The organism is Streptomyces sp. NPDC024555 (assembly GCF_055559335.1).
Genome location: NZ_JBVHKV010000018.1, coordinates 1 through 23,603 on the forward strand (window position 1 = coordinate 1; position 23,603 = coordinate 23,603).

Genomic DNA, 23,603 nt, shown 5'->3' on the forward strand with positions numbered 1-23,603 from the left:
TCGCCCCGATACTGGATGTATCGGGGTGATCCCGACAACGCCGCGAGCGTGCGTGCCAGGCGTCGCCGAGCAGGCGGGACTTTCCGGACACGCCCATGGCCCTGACCCAGCAGTTGGCACGCGTCCCGCCCGGATACCTCGACCGGTGCCGTGAGACGGCCGCGTCCGCGGCGGACGGCGATCCCCGGTGGGATCCGCCGGGCCAGGACACCGTGGATCTCGGCTGGGCGATCTGGGAACTGCTGGGCTTCTACCGGCATGTGCGGCCCGATTCGCCGCAGATCGCCGTACTCGACCGCAGCATCGAGGGCGACCGCGACCCCGGGATCCCCTACCTCGACCATCCCGGGGTCTACGACGGCATCGACGCCCCTCCCGCGCTGCTGACGCCACCGGCGGTGGCCGAGGTCGCTCGCGCGCTCGCCGGAATGGAGATCGACTCCCTGCTCGGAAAGCTCCCGGCGTACCGGAGAGCGGGTGGGTTCCCGGGGTTCACCTCCGACCCCGCCCCCTATCTGGCCGAGCACTTCGCCACGCTGCGGAGCTTCTACGACGTCGCCGCGTTGAAGGGCATGGCCGTGGTCGTCTGGGTGGACTGACCCTGCGGGGCGAGTCCCGGGCCTCGGGGGTGTGGGACCGGCCCCGGCCTCACTCCTCGGACGTCCACGGCCCCGACCGCAGCTCGGCCGTGCTGCGTCGGGTGCGACGGGGCGACGGGCCCTCGGCGGCGGTGCCGATCGCGAGCATGGAGACGACGGCCCAGCCGGGGTCCGGGTCGAGTTCCTTGGTGAGGGCTTCCAGGTCGAAGGCGCGGAACTGGTGGGAGGCGAGGTCCATGGCCTGGGCCTGGAGGGTGAGGTGGGCGACGGCCTGGCCGAGGTCGTAGTCGGCGAACTCGGAGTAGACGAGCGAGGTGTCGTCGACGTGGCGGCGGGTCAGGGTGACGAGCAGGAGGCTCGCGTCGCTCGCCCAGCGGGCGGAGCTCGGGGCGAGGTGGGGAAGCAGGCGGGCGTGGCCGGGTTCGCCGGGGCGGGCGGCGAAGAAGGCCCACGGCTGGGAGTTCCCGGCGGAGGGGGCCCAGCGGGCGGCTTCCAGGAGCCGGTCCAGGGTGCGGTCGTCGACGACGGTCGACGGGTCGAACCGGGAGGGGCTGTAGCGGCCGGCGAGCAGGGGGTGTATGCCCTCGTCCGCCGGTTCCTGAGGTCGGGTCATGCTCGGCTGCAACCGGCCGGCCGGTGTGCGTATTCCGGTCGGGCGGCGGGCCCGGGGGCGGCGTGCGTCACGCGGAGGCGTCGAGTTGTCCGCGTACCCATGCGGGCGGCGGGTTGGTGTGCGGCCGGCCCGCCACGAACACCGTCGGCACCGTCTCGTCGCCGCCGTTGGCGGCCCGGACCTCCGCCGCGCCGGCCGGATCGCTCCAGATGTCGACCCAGTGCATCCGGCGGGCACTCCGTCCCAGCCGCAGGCGCATGCGGATGCAGTAGGCGCACCCGGGCCGCCAGAACACGACGGGCCGGCCGTCGGCGGCGCCCCGGCGCAACGCCTCGGCCGCGCCGGTCGAGGCCGGGAAGAACAAGGGTGAGTGCACCAGGGCGAGTACGAGGAACACCACGGCGACGGCCGCGCCGCCGACGGTGCTCCCCTCCGCGAACAGGGCGGCGGCGAGCACCGCGCCGACGAGCAGGTAGAGGACCGGCACACCCCAGACGCGTCTCATGGTCACGCAGGTTACCGATGCTGCCGGGCTCCGGTCCCGGCGGGCGTGCCGCACCCGCGCGGGAAGGGGCGTCCCGCACCCTCGACCCAATACCGACCACATGGTAAGTATTGTGTCGGCGGGGTGCGCGCCATCGACGAAGGGACCCGGAGTGGAGAGCATCACCAAGAACAGGCAGTCGCCCGAGACGCTGCGCGCCATGGTCGAGCGGGCGTACGGCGCGGACCGGGTGCCGGTCGGCGACGGGTGGTTCGACGAGCTGGGGCACGGCTGGTTCAACGTCGCGTACCGGATCCGGCTCCGCGACGGGGCCGAGGTGGTGCTGAAGATAGCGCCGCCGCCCTCGGTGGAGGTGATGACCTACGAGCGCGGGGCCATGTCCATCGAACTGCGCACCCTGGACCTGCTGAGAACGCGTACGTCCGTGCCGGTCCCCGCCGTGGACTTCGCGGACCGGAGCCGTGAACTGTGCGACGCGGACTACTTCTTCATGCCCTACGTGGACGCCGACAACCTCGGCATCGTCGGCGACGGCCTGCCCGCGGCCGAGCGCGACGCCTGCATGGAGCAGCTCGGCGCCGTCAACCGGGAGATCAACTCGGTGCGCGGCGAGGGCTTCGGACCGCTGGCCGGACCGCCCGCCGCGTCGTGGCGGGAGGCGTTCACGGGCATGGTCGAGGACGTGCTGCGCGACGGCGAACGCCGCGGCGTGGACATCGGGCGGTCCTACGACGAGGTCCGCTCCGTCCTGGCCGCGCACGCCGGCAGCCTCGACGAGGTGAGCGAGCCCCGGCTCGTGGAGTGGGACCTGTGGTCCGGGAACGTGATGGTCCGGGACGGGAAGATCGTCTCCCTCATCGACCACGAACGCGCCTTCTACGGCGACCCGTTGATCGAAGCCGGGTTCACGGGGACGCAGATGTCCGCGTTCGGGGACGCGGCGCCCTTCATGCGCGGATACGGCCACGGGCCGCTGACGGCCACCGAGGAGGTGCGCCGCCGCCTGTACTGCGTCCACCTGCTGCTCATCATGGTCATCGAGACGGTGTACCGGGGCCACACCACGACCGAGCAGTACGACTGGGCGCGGGCCCGTCTCGACGAGGCGATGGCGCTGTTCGAGCCCGTGCGGCCGTGACGGCCACGCGTACGCCCGCCGTCTCCGGCCCCACCGCCCGCCTCGGCTCCGAGCCGGTGGGGCCGTTGCTCTGGCGGGCCTGCGCGCAGACCACCGCCGCCGTCGGGGTGTACGGGGTGTACGCGCTGACCAACGCCTGGTTCGTCGGCCACGGCGTGGGCGACACGGCGATGGCGGCCGTGAACCTGGCCGCCCCGCTCCTGCTGCTGCTCGGCGCGGTGTCCACGACCGTCGGCGCGGGCGGCGCCTCCCTGATCTCGCGCGCGCTGGGCGCGGGGGACGAGCGGGGCGCCGCCCGCGCGGCCGGAAACGCGTTCACCCTGTTCTGGGGGTGCGCCGCCGCCACCACCGTGCTCGGCCTGGTCTTCCTCGACCCGCTCCTCACCCTGCTGGGCGCCCGTGGCGAACTGCACGCCCTGGCCCGTCCGTACGCCGTGGTCCTGCTGTGCGGGGCGCTCGTGTCGACCGGCTTCTCCAGCCTGGTGCGCGCCGAGGGGCGGATGGGGTATTCGACGCTGCTGTGGCTGGTGCCCGTCGCCGTGCAGATCACCCTCGATCCGCTGCTGATCCTCGGCTGCGGGATGGGGGTGCGCGGCGCGGCGCTGGGGACCGTCGGCGGGCAGGCCGTGTCCGCCGCGATGAGCCTGTGGTTCTTCTTCGGGCGGCGGCGGGGACGCCCCTACCGCGTCGGCGCCCGGGACCTGCTGCCGCACGGACCGACCCTGCGCGCGCTGCTGGGCGTCGGCCTGCCGTCGTTCCTGGCGGGGGCGGGGGTGACCCTGCTGGCCGTGCTCGTCAACGCCACGCTCGCCGCCACCGGTTCGGCCACCGCGCTGGCCGCGTACGCCGTCTGCGCGCGCCTCCAGACCTTCGCGATGATGCCGCACACGGGCATCGGCCAGGGGCTCCAGCCCCTGGTGGGCTACAACACCGGCCGCGGACTGGCGGCACGGGCGGTGAGGGCCCGCGATCTCGCGCTGCTGGGGTCGCTGGTGTACGGGGTGGTCACCGCGGCCGTCCTCGCCCTGTGCGCGGGGCCGCTGGCGGGGCTGTTCCTCCGGGACCCGGAGACCGTGGCGGCGGCCGGCCGCGCACTGCGCGTGCTCGCCCTCGGGCTGGCCGTCGCGGGCGTCGGCCCGCTGGTCGCCGCGTACGCGCAGTCGCTGGGCCGCCCGGCCCCCGCGTACGTCCTCTCCCTGGGCAGTCTGCTCCTCCTCAAGGTCCCGCTCGTCGCCGCGCTCGGCCGGCTCGGCACGGACGGTGTCTGGGCGGCGCTGGCCGCCGGTGACGTGGGCACCGCCGTCGTGGCGCTCCTGCTGCTGCGCCGGCTGCGCGTCCCCGTACCGGCGGCCGTGCCGGGCGGGGGCACCGCCGTGCCCGGGTAGGTGCGGGCGTGGCGTCGCGGGCCCGTGGAGAGCCGCCGGCCACGCCCTACGCCTCGCCCTCTCCCCCGGCCCCGAACTGTTCGGCGCGCAGGGCCAGGTCCTGGAGGACGTCGGCCGACGTCACGTCCGTGCGGCCCGCGTCGTGCACCTGGGCCAGGGTCGCGAACGCCAGCGTGAACGCGCCGACGAGCTGCTCCACCGCGCCGCCGACCTCGCGGCCGACGAGGACGACCACGTCCTCGATGGTCGCCGTCTCGGGGATGGCGATCCGGGGCATCGTCTCGTTGAGGAGGGCGGTGACGACGGTCGAATCGGCGGCGCGCTCCTCGCGGCCGGGGTCCTCCTCCATGAGGCGGCGCATCTCGCCCGCCTCGGTGAGGATGCCGACCACACGCTTCAGGACTTCGCTCTGCTCCATTCCGTGAGCATAGGTCCCGGTATACCCGCCACCACGGACGATCGGCCTCCGGCCCGCCGTGCCCGGTCCTGCGGCGGAACCCGGCGGGCCGTAGCGTACGGAAGGGGGCATACGCCGCCGACGGGGGACGCACCACGGGTTCAGCGCAGCCCGGCAGGATTCAGGAGGCACCATGACCAGCACCGAGCGTCCCGTGATCGCCGCGGTCGACGGCTCGACGCACAGCCGCGACGCCCTGGACTGGGCGGCCCGCGAGGCGGACCGGCGAGGGCTGCCCCTGCAGATCGTCCATGTGCGACTGCTGACCCGCCGCACGGACCAGGAGGCGCAGCAGCGCGAGGCCGACGAACTGCTGGCGCGGTCCGTACGCCAGGTGGGCGAGACCGTTCCGGGACTGCGGCCCACCACGCTGGCGCCGCTGGACTTCCCGTCGGCCGCGCTGGTCTCGCTGAGCCGCGACGCCTCGCTCGTGGTGGTCGGCTCGCGCGGGCTCGGCGGTTTCCGTTCGCTGATGCTGGGGTCCAACAGTCTCGCGACGGCGTCGATGGCGAAGTGCCCCGTGGTCGTGGTGCACGGCGGGCAGCCGGACGACGGGGCGGCGGGGTCCGCTCCGGATGTCTTTCCGGACATCGTCGCCGGGGTCGCGGCGGACGAGAGCAGCGAGGGGGTGCTGGAGTTCGCCTTCGAGACGGCGGCGGCCCGGCCGGGTGCGCGGCTGCGCATCGTGCACGGCTGGACGATGTTCTCCTCGATGCTGTCGGGCGGGCCGGTCTTCGACCGGGACGCGGCGGCGGACGCGGCGGAGCGGTCCCTCGCGGAGCTGACGGCGGGCTGGCGCGAGAAGTATCCGCAGGTGGAGGTCATGAAGGAGCCGGTGAACGGATCGGCTTCACGCACCCTGGTGACGGCGTCGGCGACGGCGGCGCTGACGGTGATCGGCCGGCGCAAGGGCGGTGAGTCCCTGGGCCTCGGCCTCTCCCCGGTCGCCCAGACGACGCTGACGCACGCGCTGGGTCCGGTGGCCGTCGTCCCGTGCTGAGGCCCCGGCGCCCGCGGGCACGGCCGGTGCCTTCCGGCCACGGCCCCGGCCGGTGCCCCGGCCGGGCCGTCGTCGCGGCCGGGGCGGTTCCCCGCGCACGCCTCTTGGCCCCTGCGGTCCACGGCCCCACACTGAGCCGATGACGCAGCGTGTGGACCTCTCGACCGTGATGGACCGTCTCGCCATCGACGCGGTGGTCACCGGCTACGCGGTGGCCGTGGACGACGGGGCCTGGACGGACTACGTGGACCTGTTCACCGCGGCGGGCCGCGCGGACTACCGTTCGGCGGGCGGCACCGAGGGCCCGGCCGCCGAGGTCGCGCGCTGGCTCGCGGAGACCATGCGGCTCTTCCCCGTACGGCAGCACCTGATCGTCAACCGGCGGCTGGACCTCCAGGACCTGGGCGGCTATCCGGGGGACCGGGCCCGGGTGCAGGCCGACTACCTGAACCCGATGCGGCTCGTCGGCGGACGGGCCGGGGACGACGGCGGGCAGGCGGAGGACGCGCCGACCGCGCCGAACTTCGTGGCCGGCGGACGGTATGTCTTCGATCTCGTCCGCACCGGCGAGGGCTGGCGGATCGAAGGGGTGACGGTCCACGAGAAGTGGCGGAGCCTCTCCGGCGATCTCTCCGGCGGCTGACCGGCCGGTCCGCGCCGGGCGGCCTGGGCTGCCCCACACTGGGGGAAGATCCGCGTGAACGGGTTCCCGGACGATGTCTGCCCCCGGGCAGGACGAGGAGGCGCGGCATGCCGAGCGGAACCGGGGCACCCGGAGGGTTCAGCCGGCTTCTCGGCTCGCCCGTGGGCCGGGGGGCCCTCGCGGTCCTCGCCGGGGCGCTGCCCGCCCTGGCCTTCCCGGCGCCGGGCCTGTGGTGGTTCGCCTACGTCGCCCTGGTGCCGTTGCTGCTGCTGGTCCGGTCGGCCGGTACGGGGCGCCGCGCGGCGCTCGACGGCTGGCTCGGCGGGACGGGCTACATGCTGGCGGTCCACCACTGGCTGATGCCGAGCCTCCATGTGTTCATCGTGGTGCTGGCCGCCCTGCTCGGGCTGTTGTGGGCGCCGTGGGGGCTGCTGGCCCGGCGGATGCTCCGTGGGCCGCTGACGGCGGCTTCCGCCGCGGCGGCGGTGGCCGTCGTGCCGTGCGGCTGGCTGATGACCGAGACGGTCCGGTCCTGGGAGGGGCTCGGCGGGCCGTGGGGACTGCTCGGGGCGAGCCAGTGGCAGGTCGCGCCGGCGCTGCGGCTGGCCTCGGTCGGCGGGGTGTGGCTGGTGACGCTGCTGGTGGTCGCGGTGAACACGGCGCTCGTCCTGCTGGTGGCGGCGTCGGCACCGGCCCGCAGGGCGGCGCTCGGCTCCCTGGTGGTGGCCGCCTCGGCCGTGGGCGCGGTGGCCGCGTGGGCGCCCCGGCCCGAACCGTCGGGCACGGCCGCGGTCGCCGTCGTCCAGCCGGGGATCGTCGACGGCCCCGGCAGTGTGGAGCGCCGGTTCGCCCGCAGCGAGGCGCTGACGCGCTCGCTCGCGGGGCGGGACGTCGATCTGGTGGTGTGGGGCGAGAGCAGTGTCGGCGTCGACCTGGCACGCCACCCGGAGGTCACGGCACGGATCGCGGCGCTGTCGCGGCTGGTCGGCGCGGACGTCCTCGTGAACGTGGACGCCCGGCAGACCGACGCCTCGGGCCGTACCGGCATCTTCAAGAGCGCGGTGCTCGTGGGGCCCCGGGGCCTGACCGGCGACCGCTACGACAAGATGCGGCTGGTGCCCTTCGGCGAGTACGTCCCGGCGCGCTCGGCGCTCGGCTGGGCCACGTCGATGGGCAGGGCGGCGGGCGAGGACCGGTTGCGCGGGACGGGCCCGGTGACGATGACGCTGCCGGAGGCCGGGGGACTGCGCATCGGCCCGCTGGTCTGCTTCGAGTCCGCGTTCCCCGACATGAGCCGCCGGCTGGCCCGGGACGGTGCGCGGATCCTCGTCGCCCAGTCGTCGACCTCGTCCTTCCAGCACAGCTGGGCGCCCCTCCAGCACGCCTCGCTCGCCGCCCTGCGCGCGGCCGAGAACGGCCGGCCGACGGTCCACGCCACCCTCACGGGCGTCAGCGCGGTCTACGGTCCGCGCGGCGAGGAGATCGGCCCCCGCCTCGGCACCGGCACCAGCGGGACCGGGGTCTACGCGGTGCCGCTCGCACGCGGTACGACGCTGTACGCGCGGCTGGGCGACTGGCCGCTGTACGGGGCGCCGGGCGTGCTGCTCGTCCTCTGCGCCGCCGAGGGCGTGCGGTACGCGCGACGGCGCGGGGGACCGGGGGCGGCGGGTCCGGCTCCGGCGCCGGCCCCGGAGCGCTCCGGTGAGGCCCGCGCGGAGGCTCCCGCCGAGACCGGTCCCTGACCGCACGGACCGGCGGACGCCGGAGGGCCTGTCCGGACTCAGCGGGATTCCGGGCCGTTCACCGTGACGATGTCGCCCATGGCATCGACCGTCAGCGCGACCCGTTCGACCCGGTGCGTGAGGCTCAGGACGAGCCAGACCGGAGCCCAGAGGAAGCAGGTGAGCATCGCGAGAACGGCGTGCAGGGCGTGCTGGACCGGGTGGCCCCGGACCATGACGGCCTGGGTCTCGGCGCGGGACTCCACCCGCCAGCCGGCCGCGACGCGCTGGCTGACGGCCCAGTCGAGGATCAGGGAGCGCTGGAGGGCGTCGGGTGGCCGGCCGTCCACCGAGTAGTAGCCCGGCGGTGGCTGGAGGGCACCCCAGCCCGGTGGCTCGCGGTGGCGTCTCACCAGGTCACCTCCTGGAGGCGGCGGTCCTTCCCCCCAGCGTGCCCGGGGCCCCCGTGTCACGCATCCGGAGCAGTGCCCGGCCGCGCGGGCGGCGTCAGGCGCAGTCGAGGTCGCGCAGGACGCGTTCGCACAGCTCGTGCGTGGCGAGGGCGTCCCGGGCGCTGAGGAGCGTGCCGGCCCGGACGGCGTCCAGGAACGACAGGACGCTCTGCTCGATGCCGCGCTGCCGGGCCACCGGCACCCAGTCGCCGCGCCGCCGCAGACTGGGCTGGCCCTTGTGGTCGATGACCTCGGCGAGGTTCAGCACCTCGCGCTTGGAGTCCTGGCCGGACACCTCCAGCCGCTCCTCGGTGGAGCCGCTGAGCCGGTTCATCGCGCCGATGGCCGTGAAGCCGTCCCCGGACAGCTGGAGCACCACGTGGTGCATCAGGCCGTCGCGGATCCGGGCCCGGACGACGGTGTGCTCGACGGGGCCGGGCGCCAGGAAGCGCAGGGTGTCGACGACGTGGATGAAGTCGTCGAGGACCATCGTCCTCGGCACCTCGGGCAGCCCGACCCGGTTCTTCTGCATGAGGATCAGTTCACGGGGGTGCTCCACGCACTGGGCGTAGCCGGGCGCCACCCTGCGGTTGAAGCCGACGGCCAGGGAGACACCGCGTGCCTCCGCGAGCTCCACCAGCCGCTCGGAGTCCGCGAGTTCGTACGCGAGCGGCTTGTCGACGTACGTGGGAACGCCCGCGTCGAGCAGCCGGGCGGTGATCTCGGGGTGGACGGCGGTCGGGGCGTGCACGAACGCCGCGTCCAGCCCCTGGGCGAGGAGCGCGTCCAGGTCGGTGTGGCACTGGGCGGGCGGGATGCGGTGGGCGGCGGCGACCGCGGCCAGCGTGGCGGGGGTGCGGGTCTGGAGGTGCAGCTCGGTCCCCGGCAGGGTGGTGAGGACCGGCAGGTACGCCTTCTGCGCGATGTCCCCGAGCCCGATGCAGCCGACCTTCACAGGGTGTTCCTCTCGCTGGTCAGCGCCGCGTGTCGCGGGTCTCCTCCGGGGAGTGGCCCGCCGGCGCGTCGTTCGTCCGGGCAGCATACGCGGGGCCGGGCGGCCGCCAGTCGGCGATGCCGTCGAAGGTCCGCAGCACCAGGCCCGGTCCGAGCCGGGAGACCGTGGACATCAGGCGGTCCCGGACGGCGACGGCGGGGGCGGAGGTCAGGGCGACCAGCCGGGTCACCCGGGCGGCCTTGCGGACGACGGACGTGGTGCGGGGCAGCCGGTCGGCGGTGTACGCGGCGAGCCCCGCGCCCGTGTCGTTCCCCGGTGCCAGGTGGTGGGCGAGCACGACGGCGTCCTCGATCGCCTGGTTGCCGCCCTGGCCGAGGGTGGGGGCCATGGCGTGCGCGGAGTCTCCGAGGAGGACGGTGCGGCCCCGGTGGTGGGCGGGCAGCGGGACGGTCATGTGGTGGACGTCGTTGCGCAGGACGTCCTCGGTCCGGGCGGCGGCGACGATGTCCGGGACGGGGGTGTGCCAGTCGCCGAAGCGGCGCAGCAGCTCGGCCCGTTCGTCCCCGGCCCGCTCCCCCGCCGGGGCGACGGCCGCCGCGTACGCGTAGACGCGCCCGTCCTTCAGGGGCTGGGTGCCCCACAGGGCACCACGTCCCCAGGTCTCGTGCGGGGCGAAGGGCTCGGGCGGGGCCGGGACGACGACACGCCAGGTGGTGATGCCCGCGTACGAGGGTCCGGGGTGGTCCGGGAAGAGCGCCCGGCGCACGCCCGAGTGGATGCCGTCGGCTCCGACGACGAGGTCCGCCTCGACGGTCCCGTCCGGGGTGCCGACGACGGCCCGCCGTCCGCCGGGGGTGCCCGGGTCGAGGAGGCGGGCGGGGCAGCCGGTGCGCAGGGCGGCGGCGGGGAGTTCGGCGGCGATGCGGTCGACGAGGGTGGCCCGGTGGACGAGCACGAGCGGCCCGCCGAACCGCTCGGCCGCCGCCGCGCTGTCCGTGCGGGAGAGCCAGCTGCCGTCCGGCCTGCGCATGCCGCCCTCGCCCTGCCAGGCGGCGAGCGCGCGGACGGGGTCGCCGAGTCCGATGACGTCGAGGGCCCGCTGGCCGTTGGGGGCGAGTCCGATGCCCGCGCCGACGGGCGCCGTCGAGGCGGCACGTTCCAGGACGGTGACCCGCCATCCGGTGCGGTGGAGCGCCACCGCCGCCGTGAGGCCCCCGATCCCGGCACCGATGACGACCGCGTGCGGCGTGTCCATGGCTTCTCCTCACCCCTCGCAACTACACCTGTAGTGACACCTTCACGTTACTACAGGTGTAGTGACGCCGGTAGGTTGACCCCATGGCCCCACGCACCACCGGTTCCTCCCGTGCCGACCTGATCACCGACGCCGCCCTCGCGCTCCTCGCCGAGCGCGGCATGCGCGGGCTGACCCACCGGGCGGTGGACGAGCGCGCGGGACTCCCCCAGGGGTCGACGTCCAACTACGCGCGCACCCGGCAGTCGCTGCTGGAGGCGACCGTGCGGCGCCTGGCCGAACGCGAGGCGCGGGTGCTGGCCCCGACAGAGCTGCCGCTGCCCGCCGGACCGGCCCCGCGGGCACCCGCCCCCGACGCGCTGATCGACGCGCTGGCCCTGGCACTGCACCGGTATCTGACCCGCCACCCCGAACTGCTCGTCTGCCGCTACGAACTGGCCCTGGAGGCCACGCGCCGCCCCGAACTGCGGGCGTTCTTCGACGAGACGGGCCGGCAGTTCCGCGAGCCGCTGCTGGCACTGATGACGGCCGTCGGGTCCCCGGAGCCGGAACGGCACACCCTGTCGCTGGTGGCCTGGTGCGAGGGGCTGATGTTCTCGTGCGCGGCCGGGTCCTTCCACCGGGAGGTCCCGGGCGAGGCGGAGCTGCGCACCGGCTTCCGCGAGCTGCTGCGCGGCATGCTCGGCGACGGCTGACCGCCCCGGCCGCCGGCTCCCCGCGGCGGCCGGGTCACTCGTGCGGGCCAATCGGGGCGCTCCGGCCCACCCGGCGCCCGGTCCGCCCCCCAGAGTGGATCAGGTGCAACGAACCCGAATCACCGTGAACCTCCTCGTCGGTGTGGCCGTCACGGCGCTCTCCGGCTGTGTGTCCGTGGAGCCCCGGCCGAGCCCGCCCGTGCCCTCGGAGACCGGCCGCCCGGCGCAGGACCTGGCACCGCAGATCGTCCGGCCGCCGGTCCGCGACACCCTGGGGGCGGTCGCCGACCCGAAACCGTCCGCCTCCCGCACCGCCCCGCGCCGGGCGGCGCCCACGGAGGTGCGGCACGATCCGCCGCGCCTGCCCCGGCAGCACCGCACACGGCCGGTCCGGCCGCTGCCCCGGCGGGTGGCGCCCCCCGTTCCCGCCCCGGCACTCCCCCGGCCGGTCGCCGGAAGCGATGTGTGCGCCCTCGGCCGGGGATACGGCCACTGGCCCGCCGACAGCCCGCAGTCACGGATCTGCGACGACACCTACGGCCACTAGGGCGTGTCCGCGACGGATTCCGCTACGGCGTCCGCGACCGATGGCACCACGCCGCGCCCGGGGAGGCGGCGGGGGTCAGAACTCCCTCAGCCGCTGCTCCAGCCGGCCGATGGCGGCCCGGACGCCTCCCCCGTATCCGTCGTCCGTGCGGTCGTCGGCCAGGACGGCCGAGGCCGCGCGGGCCCGGTCCAGATGGAGCCGGGCGGCGGCCGGGTGCTGGAGCTTCAGATAGTCCGCGGCCAGGTTGACGTGGAGGGAGGGGCTCAGGGCGCGCGCCGCCGGCGCGTCCCGGTGCGCCTGTGCGCCCGGCCCGGCGAGGGACTCCGCCGCGGTCAGCGCCCGCAGGTCCCAGGCCAGCTCGTCCCCCGGGTCGTCCTGCGTATCGGCCATGAAGTGGGCGAGGGTGCACCGCTGCAGCGGTGCCCCGTCCTCGCCGATCTCGTCCCAGAGCGCGCCGAAGCGGTTGCGGGCCTCCTCCCGGTCACCGCCGTGGAGCAGCATGACCGCCTGGCCGATCCTGGTCATGACGACGTCCTGCGACGTCTCCTGCCGCTCCGTCACTGCGCTCTCCCTCGCTCCTGTGCGCGCCCGTCCGGCCCGGGGCCCGACCGCTCCGGGCCGCGTCGGAGCAGGTTCCGGCCCCCGGGGTGCGCCCCGGGGGCCGGTCTCCGCCCGTCACCGCCGGTTCGACGCTAGCCGCCGGTCCGGGCCCGCGCACTCGGGCCGGGCTCAGCCCAGGTCGGGGATCCGCCAGTCGATCGGCGGGTGGCCCTGCGCGGCGACCGCCTCGTTGATCTGCGTGAAGGGACGGGAGCCGAAGAACTTCTTCGCCGACAGCGGCGAGGGGTGGGCGCCCTTCACCACGACGTGGCGCTCCTCGTCGATGAGGGGGAGCTTCTTCTGCGCGTAATTGCCCCAGAGGACGAAGACCGCCGGGTCGGGGCGGGCGGCGACGGCGCGGATGACGGCGTCGGTGACCTTCTCCCAGCCCTTGCCCTTGTGCGAATTGGCCTCGCCCGCGCGGACGGTCAGCACGGCGTTGAGCAGGAGCACGCCCTGCTCGGCCCACGGCATCAGATAGCCGTTGTCCGGGACGGGCAGCCCCAGCTCCTCCTTCATCTCCTTGTAGATGTTCCGCAGGGAGGGCGGCGTCTTGACGCCCGGCCGCACGGAGAAGCACAGGCCGTGCCCCTGGCCCTCGCCGTGATAGGGGTCCTGGCCGAGGACGAGGACCTTCACCCGGTCGTAGGGGGTCGCCTCCAGGGCCGCGAACACCTGCTCGCGGGGCGGATACACCGGCCCGTCGGCCCGCTCCTTCTCGACGAATTCGATGAGATCCCTGAAGTAGGGCTTCTCCAGCTCCTCGCCGAGGACACCGCGCCAGGACTCGGGCAGCGGGTAGGTGTCGGTCACGTCAACAACCTCCGGTGAACAATCGGTTCTTGACTCCAGAACCTACCGGGGACCACTGACAACGGGCGCCCGAGCCCCCGGGGCACGGGCGCCCGGGGCGGCTACCAGCTGGCCTTGCGGTACAGCTCCCACATCTGCATGACGGTCTGCGGGTCCAGGGCGCGCTCGCCGCCGCCGATGTCCTCGCCCGCGGCGACGTACAGCTTGCCCTGCCACAGCGGCAGCAGCCGGACGTCGTCCACGAGGATCTTCTGGGCCCGCTCGAACTGCTTGCTGACCGCTCCGCGGTCGCTCTCCTTGCGGGACTGGGGCAGCAGCTCGTTGGTGATCTCGGTCTTCACGTACGGCATGCCCGTGACGCTGTCCTTGCCCACGAAGGGGGCGATGAAGTTGTCCGGGTCCGGGAAGTCGGGGAACCAGCCGCGGCCGAAGACCGGGTACTCCCCCTTGGTGAAGCCCTCCTGGAAGGTCTTCCAGGGCTTGCTCTTCAGGGTGATCCTGAACAGCCCCGAGGACTCCAGCTGCCGCTTGAGCTCGGCGAACTCGGGAGCGGTCGAGGAACCGTAGCGGTCGGTCGTGTACCAGAAGGTCATGGCGACGGGCTCGGTGATGCCGGCCTTGCGGAGGATCCGCTCGGCCTTGTCCCGGCTCGGGTCGCCGAAGGTGTCGAAGAAGCTGGTCGTGTGGGTGGCGATGCCCTTGGGGACCATGGAGTAGAGCGGTTCGGCGGTGCCCTGGTAGACCTTGGCGACCAGCGCGTCCCGGTCCACCAGCTGGGCTATCGCGCGCCGCACGGCCGGGTTGCCGGCCGCCTTGTCCTGCGGGTTGAAGACCAGGAAGCGGATGTCGGCGCCGACCGTCTCGACGATCTGGAGGTCCTTGTTGGCGTCCTTGTTGTCCTCCAGGCTCACCACGTCCTCGGCGCGCAGACCCCGGTAGATCGCGTCGATCTCGTTCTTCCGGAGCGCCGAGATCACATCGCCCGACTCCTTGTAGTACCGGATGGTCACCTGGTCGTTCTTGCGGTCGGCGAAGCCCTTGTAGTCGGGGTTCCTCTTCAGGACCGAACGGTCGCCCTGCTGGTACGAATCCAGCAGGTACGGACCGGACCCGGTGACCTTGCCGTCGTTGCGGATCTTGTGCTTCCCGTACGCGCTGGGCGCGACCAGCGACATGGCCGGGGTGGCGAGGATGAACGGGAAGGTGGCGTCGGGCTTGGTGAGGTGGAAGACGACGACGTCGTCGCCCTTGGTCTCCACCTGGTCCAGCGAGCCGAGCATGCCGACCGGGCCGCCCTTGACCGCGATCGACCGGATCCGGTCGATGGAGTACTTCACGGCCTCGGCGTCCAGCTTGTCACCGTTGGAGAACTTCAGGCCCTTGCGCAGCTCGCAGCGGTAGGCGGTGCTCGTGTGGTCCGTGAACCTGCAGTTGTCGGCCGCGTCGGGCTCGGGGCTGGTGGCCCCGGTGGGGAAGCTCACCAGGGTCTGGAACACATTGCGCATCAGCTCCCAGGAACCGTCCCAGGCCGCCGCGGGATCGAGTGTGGACGGCTCGCTGGTCGTCCCGACGGCCAGTTTCTGTTCCACGTCCGAGCTTCCGCCCGGGAGCAGGCCGCAACCGGCCAGCAACGACAGGGAAGCAAGGGCTGCAGCAGCCTGCAGACTGGCCCGGTAGAACACGTGCACGCTCCTCGATCAGCCATGGGTCGGCAGACGATACCGCAGCGCCCCGCCAGGTCAATCCGCAGGCCCGGCGGGGCACTTGAGTCAATCGGGGCCAAACCGGCCCAGGCCGATATCAGCCGACCCCGGCATTGAGGAAAATGCCGCCGTCGACCACGAGCGTCTGCCCGGTGATCCAGGCGGACTGGCTCGACGTGAGGAAGGCGGCGGCCCCGCCGATGTCCTCCGGGACACCGAGCCGGCCGAGCGGGTAGGCGGCGGCCGCCTCCGCCTCGCGGCCCTCGTACAGCGCCTGCGCGAACCGGGTCTTCACGACGGCCGGGGCGATCGAGTTGACCCGGACGACCGGCGCGAACTCGTGCGCCAGCTGGAGGGTCAGGTTGACCATGGCCGCCTTGCTCATGCCGTACGCGCCGATGAACGGCGAGGCGGAGACGCCCGCGACGGAGGCGATGTTGACGATGGCCCCGCCGTTCTCCTTCTGCCAGGCCTTCCAGGTCTGCTGGGCGAAGCCGAGCGCCGAGACCACGTTCGTCTCGAAGACCTTGCGGGCGACGTTGAGGTCCAGTTCGGCGATGGGGCCGAAGACCGGGTTCGTCCCGGCGTTGTTGACCAGGAAGTCGACCCGGCCGAACGCCTCCATCGTGCGCGCGACGGCCGCCGCCTGGTGCGCCTCGTCGTGCGCCTTGCCGGCCACGCCGATGGCCCGGTCGGAGCCCAGGGCCTCGACGGCCTCCTTCAGCGCGTCCTCGTTGCGCCCGGTGATGCACACCCGGTCGCCGCGCGCGACGAGCGCCTCCGCGATGCCGTAGCCGATGCCCCGGCTCGCCCCGGTGATCAGCGCGACCTTGCCGCTGTCCTGCACAGTCATGATGTCCGTTGCCCTTCGGGTCAGTTGAGCGGTCCGCCGGCGACGTACATGACCTGGCCGGAGACGAAGCCGGCGGCGTCGCCGGTGAAGAACGCGATCGCGTTGGCGATGTCGTCGGGGACACCGACGCGCTGCACGGGGATCTGGGTGGCGGCGGCAGCCTGGAACTCCTCGAAGCCCATTCCGACGCGGGCCGCCGTCTGGGCGGTCATCTCGGTGACGATGAAACCGGGCGCCACGGCGTTGGCCGTGATGCCGAACTTGCCGAGCTCCTTGGCGAGGGTCTTGGTGAAGCCCTGGAGACCCGCCTTGACGGCGGAGTAGTTGGCCTGGCCGCGGTTGCCGAGGGCCGAGGAGGAGGACAGCGAGACGATACGGCCGAACTTGGCGTCGACCATGTGCTTCTGCACGGCCTTCGCCATCAGGAACGCGCCCTTGAGGTGCACGTTCATCACGATGTCCCAGTCGGACTCGCTCATCTTGAAGAGCAGGTTGTCGCGGAGCACGCCCGCGTTGTTGACGAGGATCGTCGGGGCGCCCAGCTCCTCGGCGACGCGCGCGACGGCGGCTTCCACCTGGGCGCTGTCCGACACGTCGCAGCCGACCGCGAGGGCGCGGCCCCCGGCTGCGGTGATCTTCTCGACGGTGTCCTTGCAGGCCGCCTCGTCGAGGTCGAGGACGGCGACGGCGCGGCCCTCGGCCGCCAGGCGTACCGCGGTGGCGGCACCGATGCCCCGTGCGGCTCCCGTCACGATGGCTACGCGCTGCTCGGTGGTGGACATGCTGCTTCTCCTCGCCCTTGGATCGCGGCTCAGCGGACGTCGGAACGTTCCCGGGAGAACGCGCCCGATAACTGAGCAACCGCTTAGTACCTTCAGCAGACGAGACGCTAGAAGCCCTGGCACCCGGTGTCAACGGCACACGGAGGCAGCGGCGCATGTCACACACCGACGGCGCCGCCCCCGCGTCGTGCGGGGGCGGCGCCGTCGGGGCGGATTCAGCGCACCAGCAGGTCGAGAAGGCGTTCGACCTCGGCCGCGGGGTCGGCGGTGAGGCCGCTGTGCACCGGACCGGGCTGGACCACGGTGGAGCGCGGCGCGATCAGCCAGCGGAAGCGCCGGCCCGGTTCGTCACCGGCCGCCTGGCCCGCGTCCGCGCCGCCCCGGCAGACACCCTCGACGGCGTGCAGCGCGGCCCGCACCCCGGTCACGTCGGCGCCGGGATCCAGGGCCCGCAGCTTGCCCTCGTCCAGGGCGGTGCGGGCGGCGACGAAGCCCTTGGCGCGGCAGTAGACCACCACACCGGCGTTGAAGAACTCCCCGCGCTCGACGCGCGGCACCACCCGGAGCAGGGCGTACTCGAAGACATCGCGTTCAGTCACGGCCGGGCGCCCTCTTCGCTGGTCCTGTCGTCGTGCCGGGGAGCGAGCCGTTCGGAGATCCACCCCGGGGCCCGGGACGGCCCGTCGGCGGTGGGCGCGTCCATGATGATCCGCTCGTGAATCGTGCCCGCCCGCGCCAGCAGCGCGTCCACGTACGCCTCCCGGAGCGCGTCGGTCGAGTCGAACCCCGGCTCGTCGGCCAGCCACGCCTCGGGCACGTCCGCGGCGGCCTCGGCGAGCAGTTCCCGCGTGACCAGCGGCGCCAGCTCGGCGGCGGCCGACGCGATGTCCGGCCCGAAGGAGGCCAGGACGTGATCGGACGCGTTGTACGGCTTGGCGGCGGACGCCTGGGCCCCGGGCCAGTTGTGGTGCCAGATCATGGTGGCCCCGTGGTCGATGAGCCACAGGTCCCCGTGCCAGACCAGCATGTTCGGATTGCGCCAGGACCGGTCGACGTTGTTGATCAGCGCGTCGAACCAGACGATCCGGCCCGCCTCCCGCGGATCCACCTGGTACGCGAGCGGATCGAAGCCCAGCGAGCCCGGCAGGAAGTCCATCCCCAGGTTGAGCCCGCCGCTCGCCCTCAGCAGCTCCTGCACCTCCTGGTCCGGCTCCGCCAGCCCGATCACCGGGTCCAGCTCGATCTGCACCAGCTCCGGCACCCGCAGCCCCAGCCGCCGCCCGAGCTGCCCGCAGATCACCTCCGCGACCAGCGTCTTACGGCCCTGGCCCGCTCCGGTGAACTTCATGACGTACGTCCCGAGATCGTCGGCCTCGACGATCCCCGGGAGCGATCCGCCTTCACGCAGGGGCGTGACATAGCGGGTCGCTACGACCTCTTCCAACACTTTCTCGGGCCACCCATCTCTTCGACCTTGCAATCCACGGAACGCTTCTCCGGAGCGCGGAGGCCGGGAACACGGGTCAGCGGCACGGGGGAGAATCCGGGGAGTCTCGGCCGGCAAGCCGATCCCCCGCGCTCCCCGAGCAGACCGTGGTGCTGCGCCCCTTGCTGCCGGCCTCCGGCAGTAAGTGAGCATAGTAACCGAGAGTGATCACAGGCGAGGAGTGTCCGAGCCGCCGGGCCGGGGGCACGACGGACTCTCCGGAGTGGCGGAGCCACCGCGCGGATCTTCTTCCCCTGCGGCGGGGCGACGTACAGCCTTCCGCGGATCGCCGGCACCTGGCGCGGCGCAATTACCCGGACGTGCCCGCGCGGCCCGGCGGTTCGAACGCGGCCAGGGTGCGTTTGCCGACGGCCGCGAATACGACGCCGTCGGCCCGGACCGTCAGGTGCGACCCTCCGCCGGACGGTCCGGGCTCCGATGTCCGGACGGGTGCGGACCGCCACAGCTCCCGCCCGCCGGCGCCATCCAGACAGACGAGTGTGCGGTTCGCCCCGAGCACGTAGATGCGGCCCTCGGCGTCGATGTACGGATCGGCGTCCGACCCGGCGATCGCCCGCTGCCATCGCACCGTGCCGTCGTCGAGGCCGGTGGCGACCAGTCGGCCCTTCACCCGGTCTCGCACCACCTTCCACGTGGGGCCGAAGACGATGGTCCCGGGTTTTTCGCCTGCGGTCTGCGGCGGGTCGATCTCGTGGCTCGCCCGCCGGGTGCCAGAGGTGTCGAACCGCATGTACTCCGTCATGCGGGTCATATCGCTGTTCCAGACCTCGATGCCGAGGGAGCCCTTGTTCGACTGGTGCGCCCAGGACACATCGGCGGAGGGCAGGTCGCGGCTCCAGCGCACGTCGCCCGTATGCGGATCGATTCGCTCCACAACCGCCCGGGGGCGTTTCGCGGTGGGGCCGGGGCGAAGGGCGACGAGGGCTCCCGCCACCATTCTGGGGTAGGCGGGCGCGTTGCCCGACGTGGTCCGGTCCCATGTTCCGGCGCCCGTCTCGACGTTCCGGCCGCTGAGGCCGAAGGCGCTTCCCACCACGAGGTCGGTACCGACGATCACCGCCGACGTACCCATCGGAGCCTTGACGTTCCACCGGTTGTGGCCGGTGGCCAGATCCACGGCGCGCAGCACCTGCCGTTCCCATGCACCGGTGCCGATGAGGTTGTTCCCCTCGGCGACGATCACCAGGGACCGCCTGGGCGAGACGGTGAGCATGACGCTGTTGTCCCGCGTACGTGGGGTTCCCCACCGTCTCTTTCCCGTGCGGGCGTCGTAGGCGGTGACCGCCTCCTTCTGCGACTCGCAGAGCACCAGTTCGTCGGTGGCGGTGCAGTAGCCGACGTCCGACGGCAGTTTCGCTGTCCAACTCGCCGCGACCGCGGGCCCCGTCGACGAGGGGGCGGCGCCGGACGCGCCGTGTCCCTTGTCCGCACGACCGGTCCACAGCTGCTGCCGGGCGACGAGGCCGAGAGCCAGCGCGACCAGGAGTGCCCCGACTGCCAAGGCCACCCGCCGCCGTGGGCGACGGCCCGGCGCGGCCACGTGCTGCCGGGGCTCGGCCCTCCTCTTCTGTTCCCGTTCCGGCAACGGGGGCGCGTCCTCGGCGGCTCCGGTCGCCGGTGGCCGAATCGTGATCTCCCGGAGCAGCTCCAGGATCTCCGCGGGGGTCGGTCGGGCGGCGGGGTCCTTGGCCAGGCACCGGCCGATCAGCTCGTGCAGGGGACCCGTACCGGTGAGGGGTGCGGGCTCGCCGTGCACGACCTGCCAGGCGATCGCGTAGGGGCTGTCGCCCTCGAACGGACCCGCGCCGGTGAGCGCGTACGTGAGCACCCCGCCCAGCGCGAAGACATCGGAGGGCGGCCCCGCCTCGGCCCCCGAGACGAACTGTTCCGGGGCCATGAACGCCGGCGTGCCCACGAGGGCGTCGGTCTGGGTGAGCCGGTCGGTGCCGTTGACGCGCGCGATGCCGAAATCGATGACGCGCGGACCGTCGTCGGTCAGCAGGATGTTGCCGGGTTTGAGGTCGCGATGGACCAGCCCCACCCGGTGGATGTCCCGCAGGGCCTCGGCCAGTTCGTACGCGAGGACGCGCACCTCGTGCTCCGGCAGCGGACCTCGGTCCCTCACCCGGTCGGCGAGCGAGGGCCCTGGTACGAACAGCGTGGCCATCCAGAGCAGCGGGCCGTCGGTGGAGGCGTCGATCACCGAGGCCGTGTACGCCCCGCTGACCCGCCGGGCCGCCTCCACCTCGCGGGCGAACCGAGCCCGGAAGCGCGGATCGGCGGCGTACTCCTCGCGTATCACCTTCATCGCGACGCGCCGGCCGGCCGGGGAGACCGCCACGAAGACGCGGCCCATGCCTCCCGTCCCCAGGAGCCGCTCGACAACGTAGTGGCCGACCGTCGCCCCCGGCCCCAACCGCTCCCCGTACGCATCCATCACTCCGGCCCCCGCTCTCACCGGCCGACGACGATACCGATCCGGGATCCCCGTCGTCAGAGCGTTCTCGGCCGTAGCCGCCCGCCGACAGGAGAACTGGGCGGCCGCTGCGCGGTTTTCCACCAGCACGGCGGGTTGCCTGTCGGGCAGATCCAAGAATCGCCCACGCCTTATGCAACAGCCTTTAGCCGCCGGGCCGGGGAAGGGCGGGGCACACCATGGGAATCCACAGCAATTTCATCGGGTACCCGGAATTTCATGGACCATGTCCGGATCGTCATCTGTTCCTGAACGACGGATATCCCTCAGACGTGGGCGGTCCCCGACGATGCACCGTCGGGGACCAGCTCCACGTCGGAAGGATTCAGGCTCGGCAAAGGCCGTCACCAGCGGTACCAGCGACCCCGCCTGCCATTGGTCGTCGACCGGATCACGAAGCCGAGCAGCCAGACAAGCAGCACGATGACAGCGATCCACCACAGGGCCTTCAACGCAAAACCGGCGCCGAAGAGAAGCAGGGCGAGCAGAAGAACAAGAAGAAGGGGAACCATGATTATCAACCTCCGAGACATCCCGTGCCCGCAGATCCCGCCTTCATTCGCCAGGCCCGACAGAATCCTATGAAGAATGCTCGCTGCCCCGCAGTGCTACGCGGATACGGTTCCCGTCGGGATCGGCCGCGAGGAAGGTCGGCCCGAATCCCGCGTCGTGGGGCTCACGCAGGATCGTGACGCCCTTGGACTTCCACTGCTCGAAGATGGCGTCGACCTCGTCGGGGCCGCTGTCCGTGGCCAGGCACACCTCGCTGGTGCGGGGGACGTCCGGTGACAGGTCCTCGAACTCTCCGGACCACACAGCGAGGTCGGCGCCCGGCCCGAGGTCGAAGGTGATGTAGCCCGGAGTCTCGAACGAGGGGCTCATGCCGAGGAGGTCGCTGTAGAAGCGTGCTGCGGCGGGAGCGTCGTTCACATAGAGGATGGACACGACAGATGTGGTCATGGTTCTTCCTTCTCGCAGGTGGTGGGTGGGCATCCGCCAGCCTGACCGGGATAGGCGCCGTATCGTGTCGCCATTCCTGAAAGGCTTGGTGCGTGACCCCGGACCGCTTCTTCTCCCTGATGCTGCTCCTGGCATCGCGGAATGCCGTGACCACGCGGGAACTCGCCTCGGCGCTCGGGGTGTCCCTCCGAACCGTCACCCGTGACCTGAACTGGCTCCGCGACGCCGGTCTGCCGGTGACCGTGCAACGGGGGCGCCTCGGGGGCGTGACGATGCTGCCGGGGGCCGGGCTCGACCTCACGCGACTCACACCCGGGGAGCGTGATCACCTCTCGCTCACCGGGCTGGACGAGAGGCAACGTGCGGAGCTCGACGTCTCGGTCGAGAGCCGGCGCGCGCTGTCCAAGGTCGCCGCCGCGCGGCCACGTCGGGGGGATGAGCTGCTGCCGCTCACCGACGTCGTGCACGTGGACAGCCGTCCCTGGCTGCGGGCACGCGTCCCGGGCACGACTCCGGCTTCGCTGATCGGCCCGGTGCGGCAAGGGCGCCGTCTACGGATCGAGTACGCCGGCACACGTGAGTCGTGCCCCCGCGAGCTGGTCGTGGATCCCTACGGGCTGCTCGCCAAGGCCGGCGTCTGGTACCTCGTCGCCGACTGCGCCCGAGTGCCACGGATGTACCGGCTCGAACGGATCACCACGTGGAAGGAAGTCGGCCGGCCACGACAGGTCCGCGAGAACCAGACCCTGGCCACCGTCGCCGCGGCGCTCGTCGAGCAGTGGGAACACCGTCACGCGATCGAGGTCAGCGCCACCGTCGACCGGACCCAGATCGAGCGAGCGCGACGGATCCTCGGCCAACGACTCGTCCAGGAGGACCATGTGGACTCCGCCAGCGGCCACAGAGTCAGGATCCGCTTCCAGCGCCTGGAGGATGTGCGGACGCTCCTGCCGTTCGGGAGCGCCGTCACGGTGCACGGCCCCGCCGACGCCAGGGCTCACCTCCGCGACCTCGCCACCGACCTCGCCCGCCACTACGCACAGCCACCGACGCCCTGACCCGGAACACCACCCCGTCACTCGCTCCGGGCCCTCGCTCCGCGAGCGCACCACCCGGGTGGTCCCGTCATGTCCGGGACGGCATCGCCCCGTTCAGACCGTGCTCGGGCGCTCGTCGTCGGCCGAGGCCGGTCCCGTGGCGTACTGGACCGGTGCTCTTCCGCCGGCGCCGTGGTGCTCCGCGAGCAGCCGCTTGCGGGCGGTGGAGCGGCGGACGGCGACGACGACGGCGATGGCGGCGCCGATGGAGATGCCGAGGACGGGCAGCGTGAAGGCCAGGAACAGTTCGCCGCTGGAGGCGACGATGGCTCCGGACGCGCCGATGGCGTAGTGCGAGAAACCGTCGGAGGAGCAGGTGACTTCGTAGGTGCCGGTCTGCCGCACCGTGATGGCGAAGAGGGGATTCCAGGTCGCGTCGCTGGTCACGAAGGCGTCGATTCCGGGTTCGCCCAGGCTGGGGTCGCCGGGGCCGGTGATGCTGCACTTCTTGTCGCCCGCCGGGGAACCGTCCTTGATCCAGATCGACTTGTCGTGGTCGGGGTCGAGGCGGAGGGAGACGGTGCGGCCGTTGGTGAAGGCGTGGTCGGTGTCGACCGCGTTCATGGTGCCGGTGAGCCAGGACGCGCCGATGACGGTGCCCACGGCGGTCAGGGTGACGGCGATGACGGCTGCGACGGCGTACCAGAAACGGGCGGGGCGGAGGTGGTTCGCGGGTATCCGCGGCGGCGCGTAGGGCTGCATCAGCGCATGGTAGACGGGGCGGGGGTGCGGGCCGGCGCCGGGCGGGGCCGTCGGTCATCGCGGTGCAGGGCGGGGGCGGGCGCGTCGAGTCCTCGTGGGCTGTCCGTGATCAATGTCATGAAAGGGATGACGCATGTCAGCCGGG

Annotated in this window: 26 protein-coding genes; 9 read left to right on the forward strand and 17 right to left on the reverse strand. The window is 72.9% G+C overall.

All coding sequences use genetic code 11. The features are described 5' to 3' along the window. Positions 1–95 precede the first annotated feature (95 nt). The gene (locus ACZ4FH_RS27800) at positions 96–599 is read left to right on the forward strand and encodes a DUF1877 family protein (protein WP_467308243.1); all 504 of its coding nucleotides are present in this window, start codon (positions 96–98) and stop codon (positions 597–599) included. A gap of 49 nt (positions 600–648) precedes the next feature. Here ACZ4FH_RS27800 and ACZ4FH_RS27805 read toward each other — a convergent pair whose 3' ends face one another. After that, entirely contained in the window at positions 649–1,212 is a 564-nt protein-coding gene (locus ACZ4FH_RS27805) for a nitroreductase family protein (protein WP_467308244.1), read from the reverse strand. Positions 1,213–1,279: 67 nt separating this feature from the next. After that, a complete protein-coding gene (locus ACZ4FH_RS27810) occupies positions 1,280–1,717 on the reverse strand; it encodes a glutaredoxin domain-containing protein (protein WP_467308246.1) in 438 nt (145 codons plus the stop codon). Between the two features lie 151 nt (positions 1,718–1,868). Here ACZ4FH_RS27810 and ACZ4FH_RS27815 point away from each other — a divergent pair, with 151 nt between their 5' ends. Further along, a complete protein-coding gene (locus ACZ4FH_RS27815) occupies positions 1,869–2,855 on the forward strand; it encodes a phosphotransferase family protein (protein ID WP_467308247.1) in 987 nt (328 codons plus the stop codon). Then, positions 2,852–4,240: an MATE family efflux transporter gene (locus tag ACZ4FH_RS27820; RefSeq protein WP_467308249.1), complete on the forward strand. Its 1,389-nt coding sequence runs from the start codon at positions 2,852–2,854 to the stop codon at positions 4,238–4,240. Before ACZ4FH_RS27815 ends, ACZ4FH_RS27820 begins: the two co-directional genes overlap by 4 nt. Before the next feature lie 46 nt (positions 4,241–4,286). Here ACZ4FH_RS27820 and ACZ4FH_RS27825 read toward each other — a convergent pair whose 3' ends face one another. Beyond that, positions 4,287–4,658, reverse strand: coding sequence for a hypothetical protein (locus ACZ4FH_RS27825; protein ID WP_383637573.1), 372 nt, complete (start codon positions 4,656–4,658; stop codon positions 4,287–4,289). Between the two features lie 172 nt (positions 4,659–4,830). On the opposite strand from ACZ4FH_RS27825, the gene ACZ4FH_RS27830 reads away from it, so the two are divergent. The 3 genes from ACZ4FH_RS27830 to lnt all read left to right on the forward strand — a co-directional run bounded on the left by ACZ4FH_RS27830 (position 4,831) and on the right by lnt (position 8,082). Continuing rightward, a complete protein-coding gene (locus ACZ4FH_RS27830) occupies positions 4,831–5,697 on the forward strand; it encodes a universal stress protein (RefSeq protein WP_467308251.1) in 867 nt (288 codons plus the stop codon). Between the two features lie 139 nt (positions 5,698–5,836). Next, positions 5,837–6,340 (forward strand): nuclear transport factor 2 family protein, encoded by a 504-nt coding sequence (locus ACZ4FH_RS27835; RefSeq protein ID WP_467308253.1) that lies wholly within the window; start codon positions 5,837–5,839, stop codon positions 6,338–6,340. A 107-nt stretch (positions 6,341–6,447) separates the two neighbouring features. After that, a complete protein-coding gene (gene lnt / locus ACZ4FH_RS27840) occupies positions 6,448–8,082 on the forward strand; it encodes an apolipoprotein N-acyltransferase (RefSeq protein ID WP_467308255.1) in 1,635 nt (544 codons plus the stop codon). Positions 8,083–8,120: 38 nt separating this feature from the next. Here lnt and ACZ4FH_RS27845 read toward each other — a convergent pair whose 3' ends face one another. The 3 genes from ACZ4FH_RS27845 to ACZ4FH_RS27855 form a co-directional block, all read right to left on the reverse strand. Further along, on the reverse strand, positions 8,121–8,474 hold the full coding sequence (locus ACZ4FH_RS27845; RefSeq protein WP_467308257.1) for a hypothetical protein: 354 nt from the start codon (positions 8,472–8,474) through the stop codon (positions 8,121–8,123). 94 nt (positions 8,475–8,568) lie between these two features. Continuing rightward, positions 8,569–9,468, reverse strand: coding sequence for a Gfo/Idh/MocA family protein (locus ACZ4FH_RS27850; protein WP_467308258.1), 900 nt, complete (start codon positions 9,466–9,468; stop codon positions 8,569–8,571). A gap of 19 nt (positions 9,469–9,487) precedes the next feature. After that, positions 9,488–10,723 carry an FAD-dependent monooxygenase gene (locus ACZ4FH_RS27855; protein WP_467308259.1) on the reverse strand — a complete coding sequence of 412 codons (1,236 nt, stop codon included), beginning with the start codon at positions 10,721–10,723 and terminating at the stop codon, positions 9,488–9,490. Between the two features lie 83 nt (positions 10,724–10,806). Here ACZ4FH_RS27855 and ACZ4FH_RS27860 point away from each other — a divergent pair, with 83 nt between their 5' ends. Together ACZ4FH_RS27860 and ACZ4FH_RS27865 are read left to right on the forward strand one after the other, a co-directional pair. Beyond that, complete coding sequence (locus ACZ4FH_RS27860) at positions 10,807–11,418, forward strand: TetR/AcrR family transcriptional regulator (protein ID WP_467308261.1); 612 nt, start codon at positions 10,807–10,809, stop codon at positions 11,416–11,418. A 103-nt stretch (positions 11,419–11,521) separates the two neighbouring features. Next, the gene (locus ACZ4FH_RS27865) at positions 11,522–11,965 is read left to right on the forward strand and encodes a hypothetical protein (RefSeq protein ID WP_467308262.1); all 444 of its coding nucleotides are present in this window, start codon (positions 11,522–11,524) and stop codon (positions 11,963–11,965) included. 75 nt (positions 11,966–12,040) lie between these two features. Here the strand turns inward: ACZ4FH_RS27865 and ACZ4FH_RS27870 are convergent, their stop codons facing one another. The 10 genes from ACZ4FH_RS27870 to ACZ4FH_RS27915 form a co-directional block, all read right to left on the reverse strand. Then, entirely contained in the window at positions 12,041–12,526 is a 486-nt protein-coding gene (locus tag ACZ4FH_RS27870; protein WP_467308264.1) for a hypothetical protein, read from the reverse strand. Between the two features lie 168 nt (positions 12,527–12,694). Next, positions 12,695–13,378, reverse strand: coding sequence for a uracil-DNA glycosylase (locus ACZ4FH_RS27875; RefSeq protein ID WP_383637603.1), 684 nt, complete (start codon positions 13,376–13,378; stop codon positions 12,695–12,697). A gap of 101 nt (positions 13,379–13,479) precedes the next feature. Beyond that, positions 13,480–15,060: an ABC transporter substrate-binding protein gene (locus ACZ4FH_RS27880; RefSeq protein WP_467308266.1), complete on the reverse strand. Its 1,581-nt coding sequence runs from the start codon at positions 15,058–15,060 to the stop codon at positions 13,480–13,482. A gap of 118 nt (positions 15,061–15,178) precedes the next feature. Continuing rightward, on the reverse strand, positions 15,179–15,934 hold the full coding sequence (locus ACZ4FH_RS27885; protein ID WP_467308267.1) for an SDR family oxidoreductase: 756 nt from the start codon (positions 15,932–15,934) through the stop codon (positions 15,179–15,181). Positions 15,935–15,954: 20 nt separating this feature from the next. Continuing rightward, positions 15,955–16,716 carry a 3-oxoacyl-ACP reductase FabG gene (fabG, locus tag ACZ4FH_RS27890; RefSeq protein WP_383637613.1) on the reverse strand — a complete coding sequence of 254 codons (762 nt, stop codon included), beginning with the start codon at positions 16,714–16,716 and terminating at the stop codon, positions 15,955–15,957. 215 nt (positions 16,717–16,931) lie between these two features. Continuing rightward, on the reverse strand, positions 16,932–17,315 hold the full coding sequence (locus tag ACZ4FH_RS27895; protein WP_467308269.1) for a DUF3037 domain-containing protein: 384 nt from the start codon (positions 17,313–17,315) through the stop codon (positions 16,932–16,934). Further along, complete coding sequence (locus tag ACZ4FH_RS27900; RefSeq protein WP_467308271.1) at positions 17,312–18,163, reverse strand: HipA family kinase; 852 nt, start codon at positions 18,161–18,163, stop codon at positions 17,312–17,314. The genes ACZ4FH_RS27895 and ACZ4FH_RS27900 overlap by 4 nt, the downstream gene beginning before the upstream one ends. A 349-nt stretch (positions 18,164–18,512) precedes the next feature. Beyond that, positions 18,513–20,660, reverse strand: a complete 2,148-nt coding sequence (locus ACZ4FH_RS27905; RefSeq protein ID WP_467308272.1) for a protein kinase domain-containing protein — start codon at positions 20,658–20,660, stop codon at positions 18,513–18,515. A gap of 383 nt (positions 20,661–21,043) precedes the next feature. Next, a complete protein-coding gene (locus ACZ4FH_RS27910) occupies positions 21,044–21,211 on the reverse strand; it encodes a hydrophobic protein (RefSeq protein ID WP_467308274.1) in 168 nt (55 codons plus the stop codon). A 67-nt stretch (positions 21,212–21,278) separates the two neighbouring features. After that, entirely contained in the window at positions 21,279–21,659 is a 381-nt protein-coding gene (locus ACZ4FH_RS27915) for a VOC family protein (RefSeq protein WP_467308275.1), read from the reverse strand. Positions 21,660–21,751: 92 nt separating this feature from the next. Between ACZ4FH_RS27915 and ACZ4FH_RS27920 the strand changes: the two genes are divergently transcribed. Continuing rightward, positions 21,752–22,717 (forward strand): helix-turn-helix transcriptional regulator, encoded by a 966-nt coding sequence (locus tag ACZ4FH_RS27920; RefSeq protein ID WP_467308278.1) that lies wholly within the window; start codon positions 21,752–21,754, stop codon positions 22,715–22,717. 93 nt (positions 22,718–22,810) lie between these two features. Here the strand turns inward: ACZ4FH_RS27920 and ACZ4FH_RS27925 are convergent, their stop codons facing one another. Beyond that, positions 22,811–23,458 (reverse strand): hypothetical protein, encoded by a 648-nt coding sequence (locus ACZ4FH_RS27925; RefSeq protein ID WP_467308279.1) that lies wholly within the window; start codon positions 23,456–23,458, stop codon positions 22,811–22,813. Between the last annotated feature and the right edge of the window lie 145 nt (positions 23,459–23,603).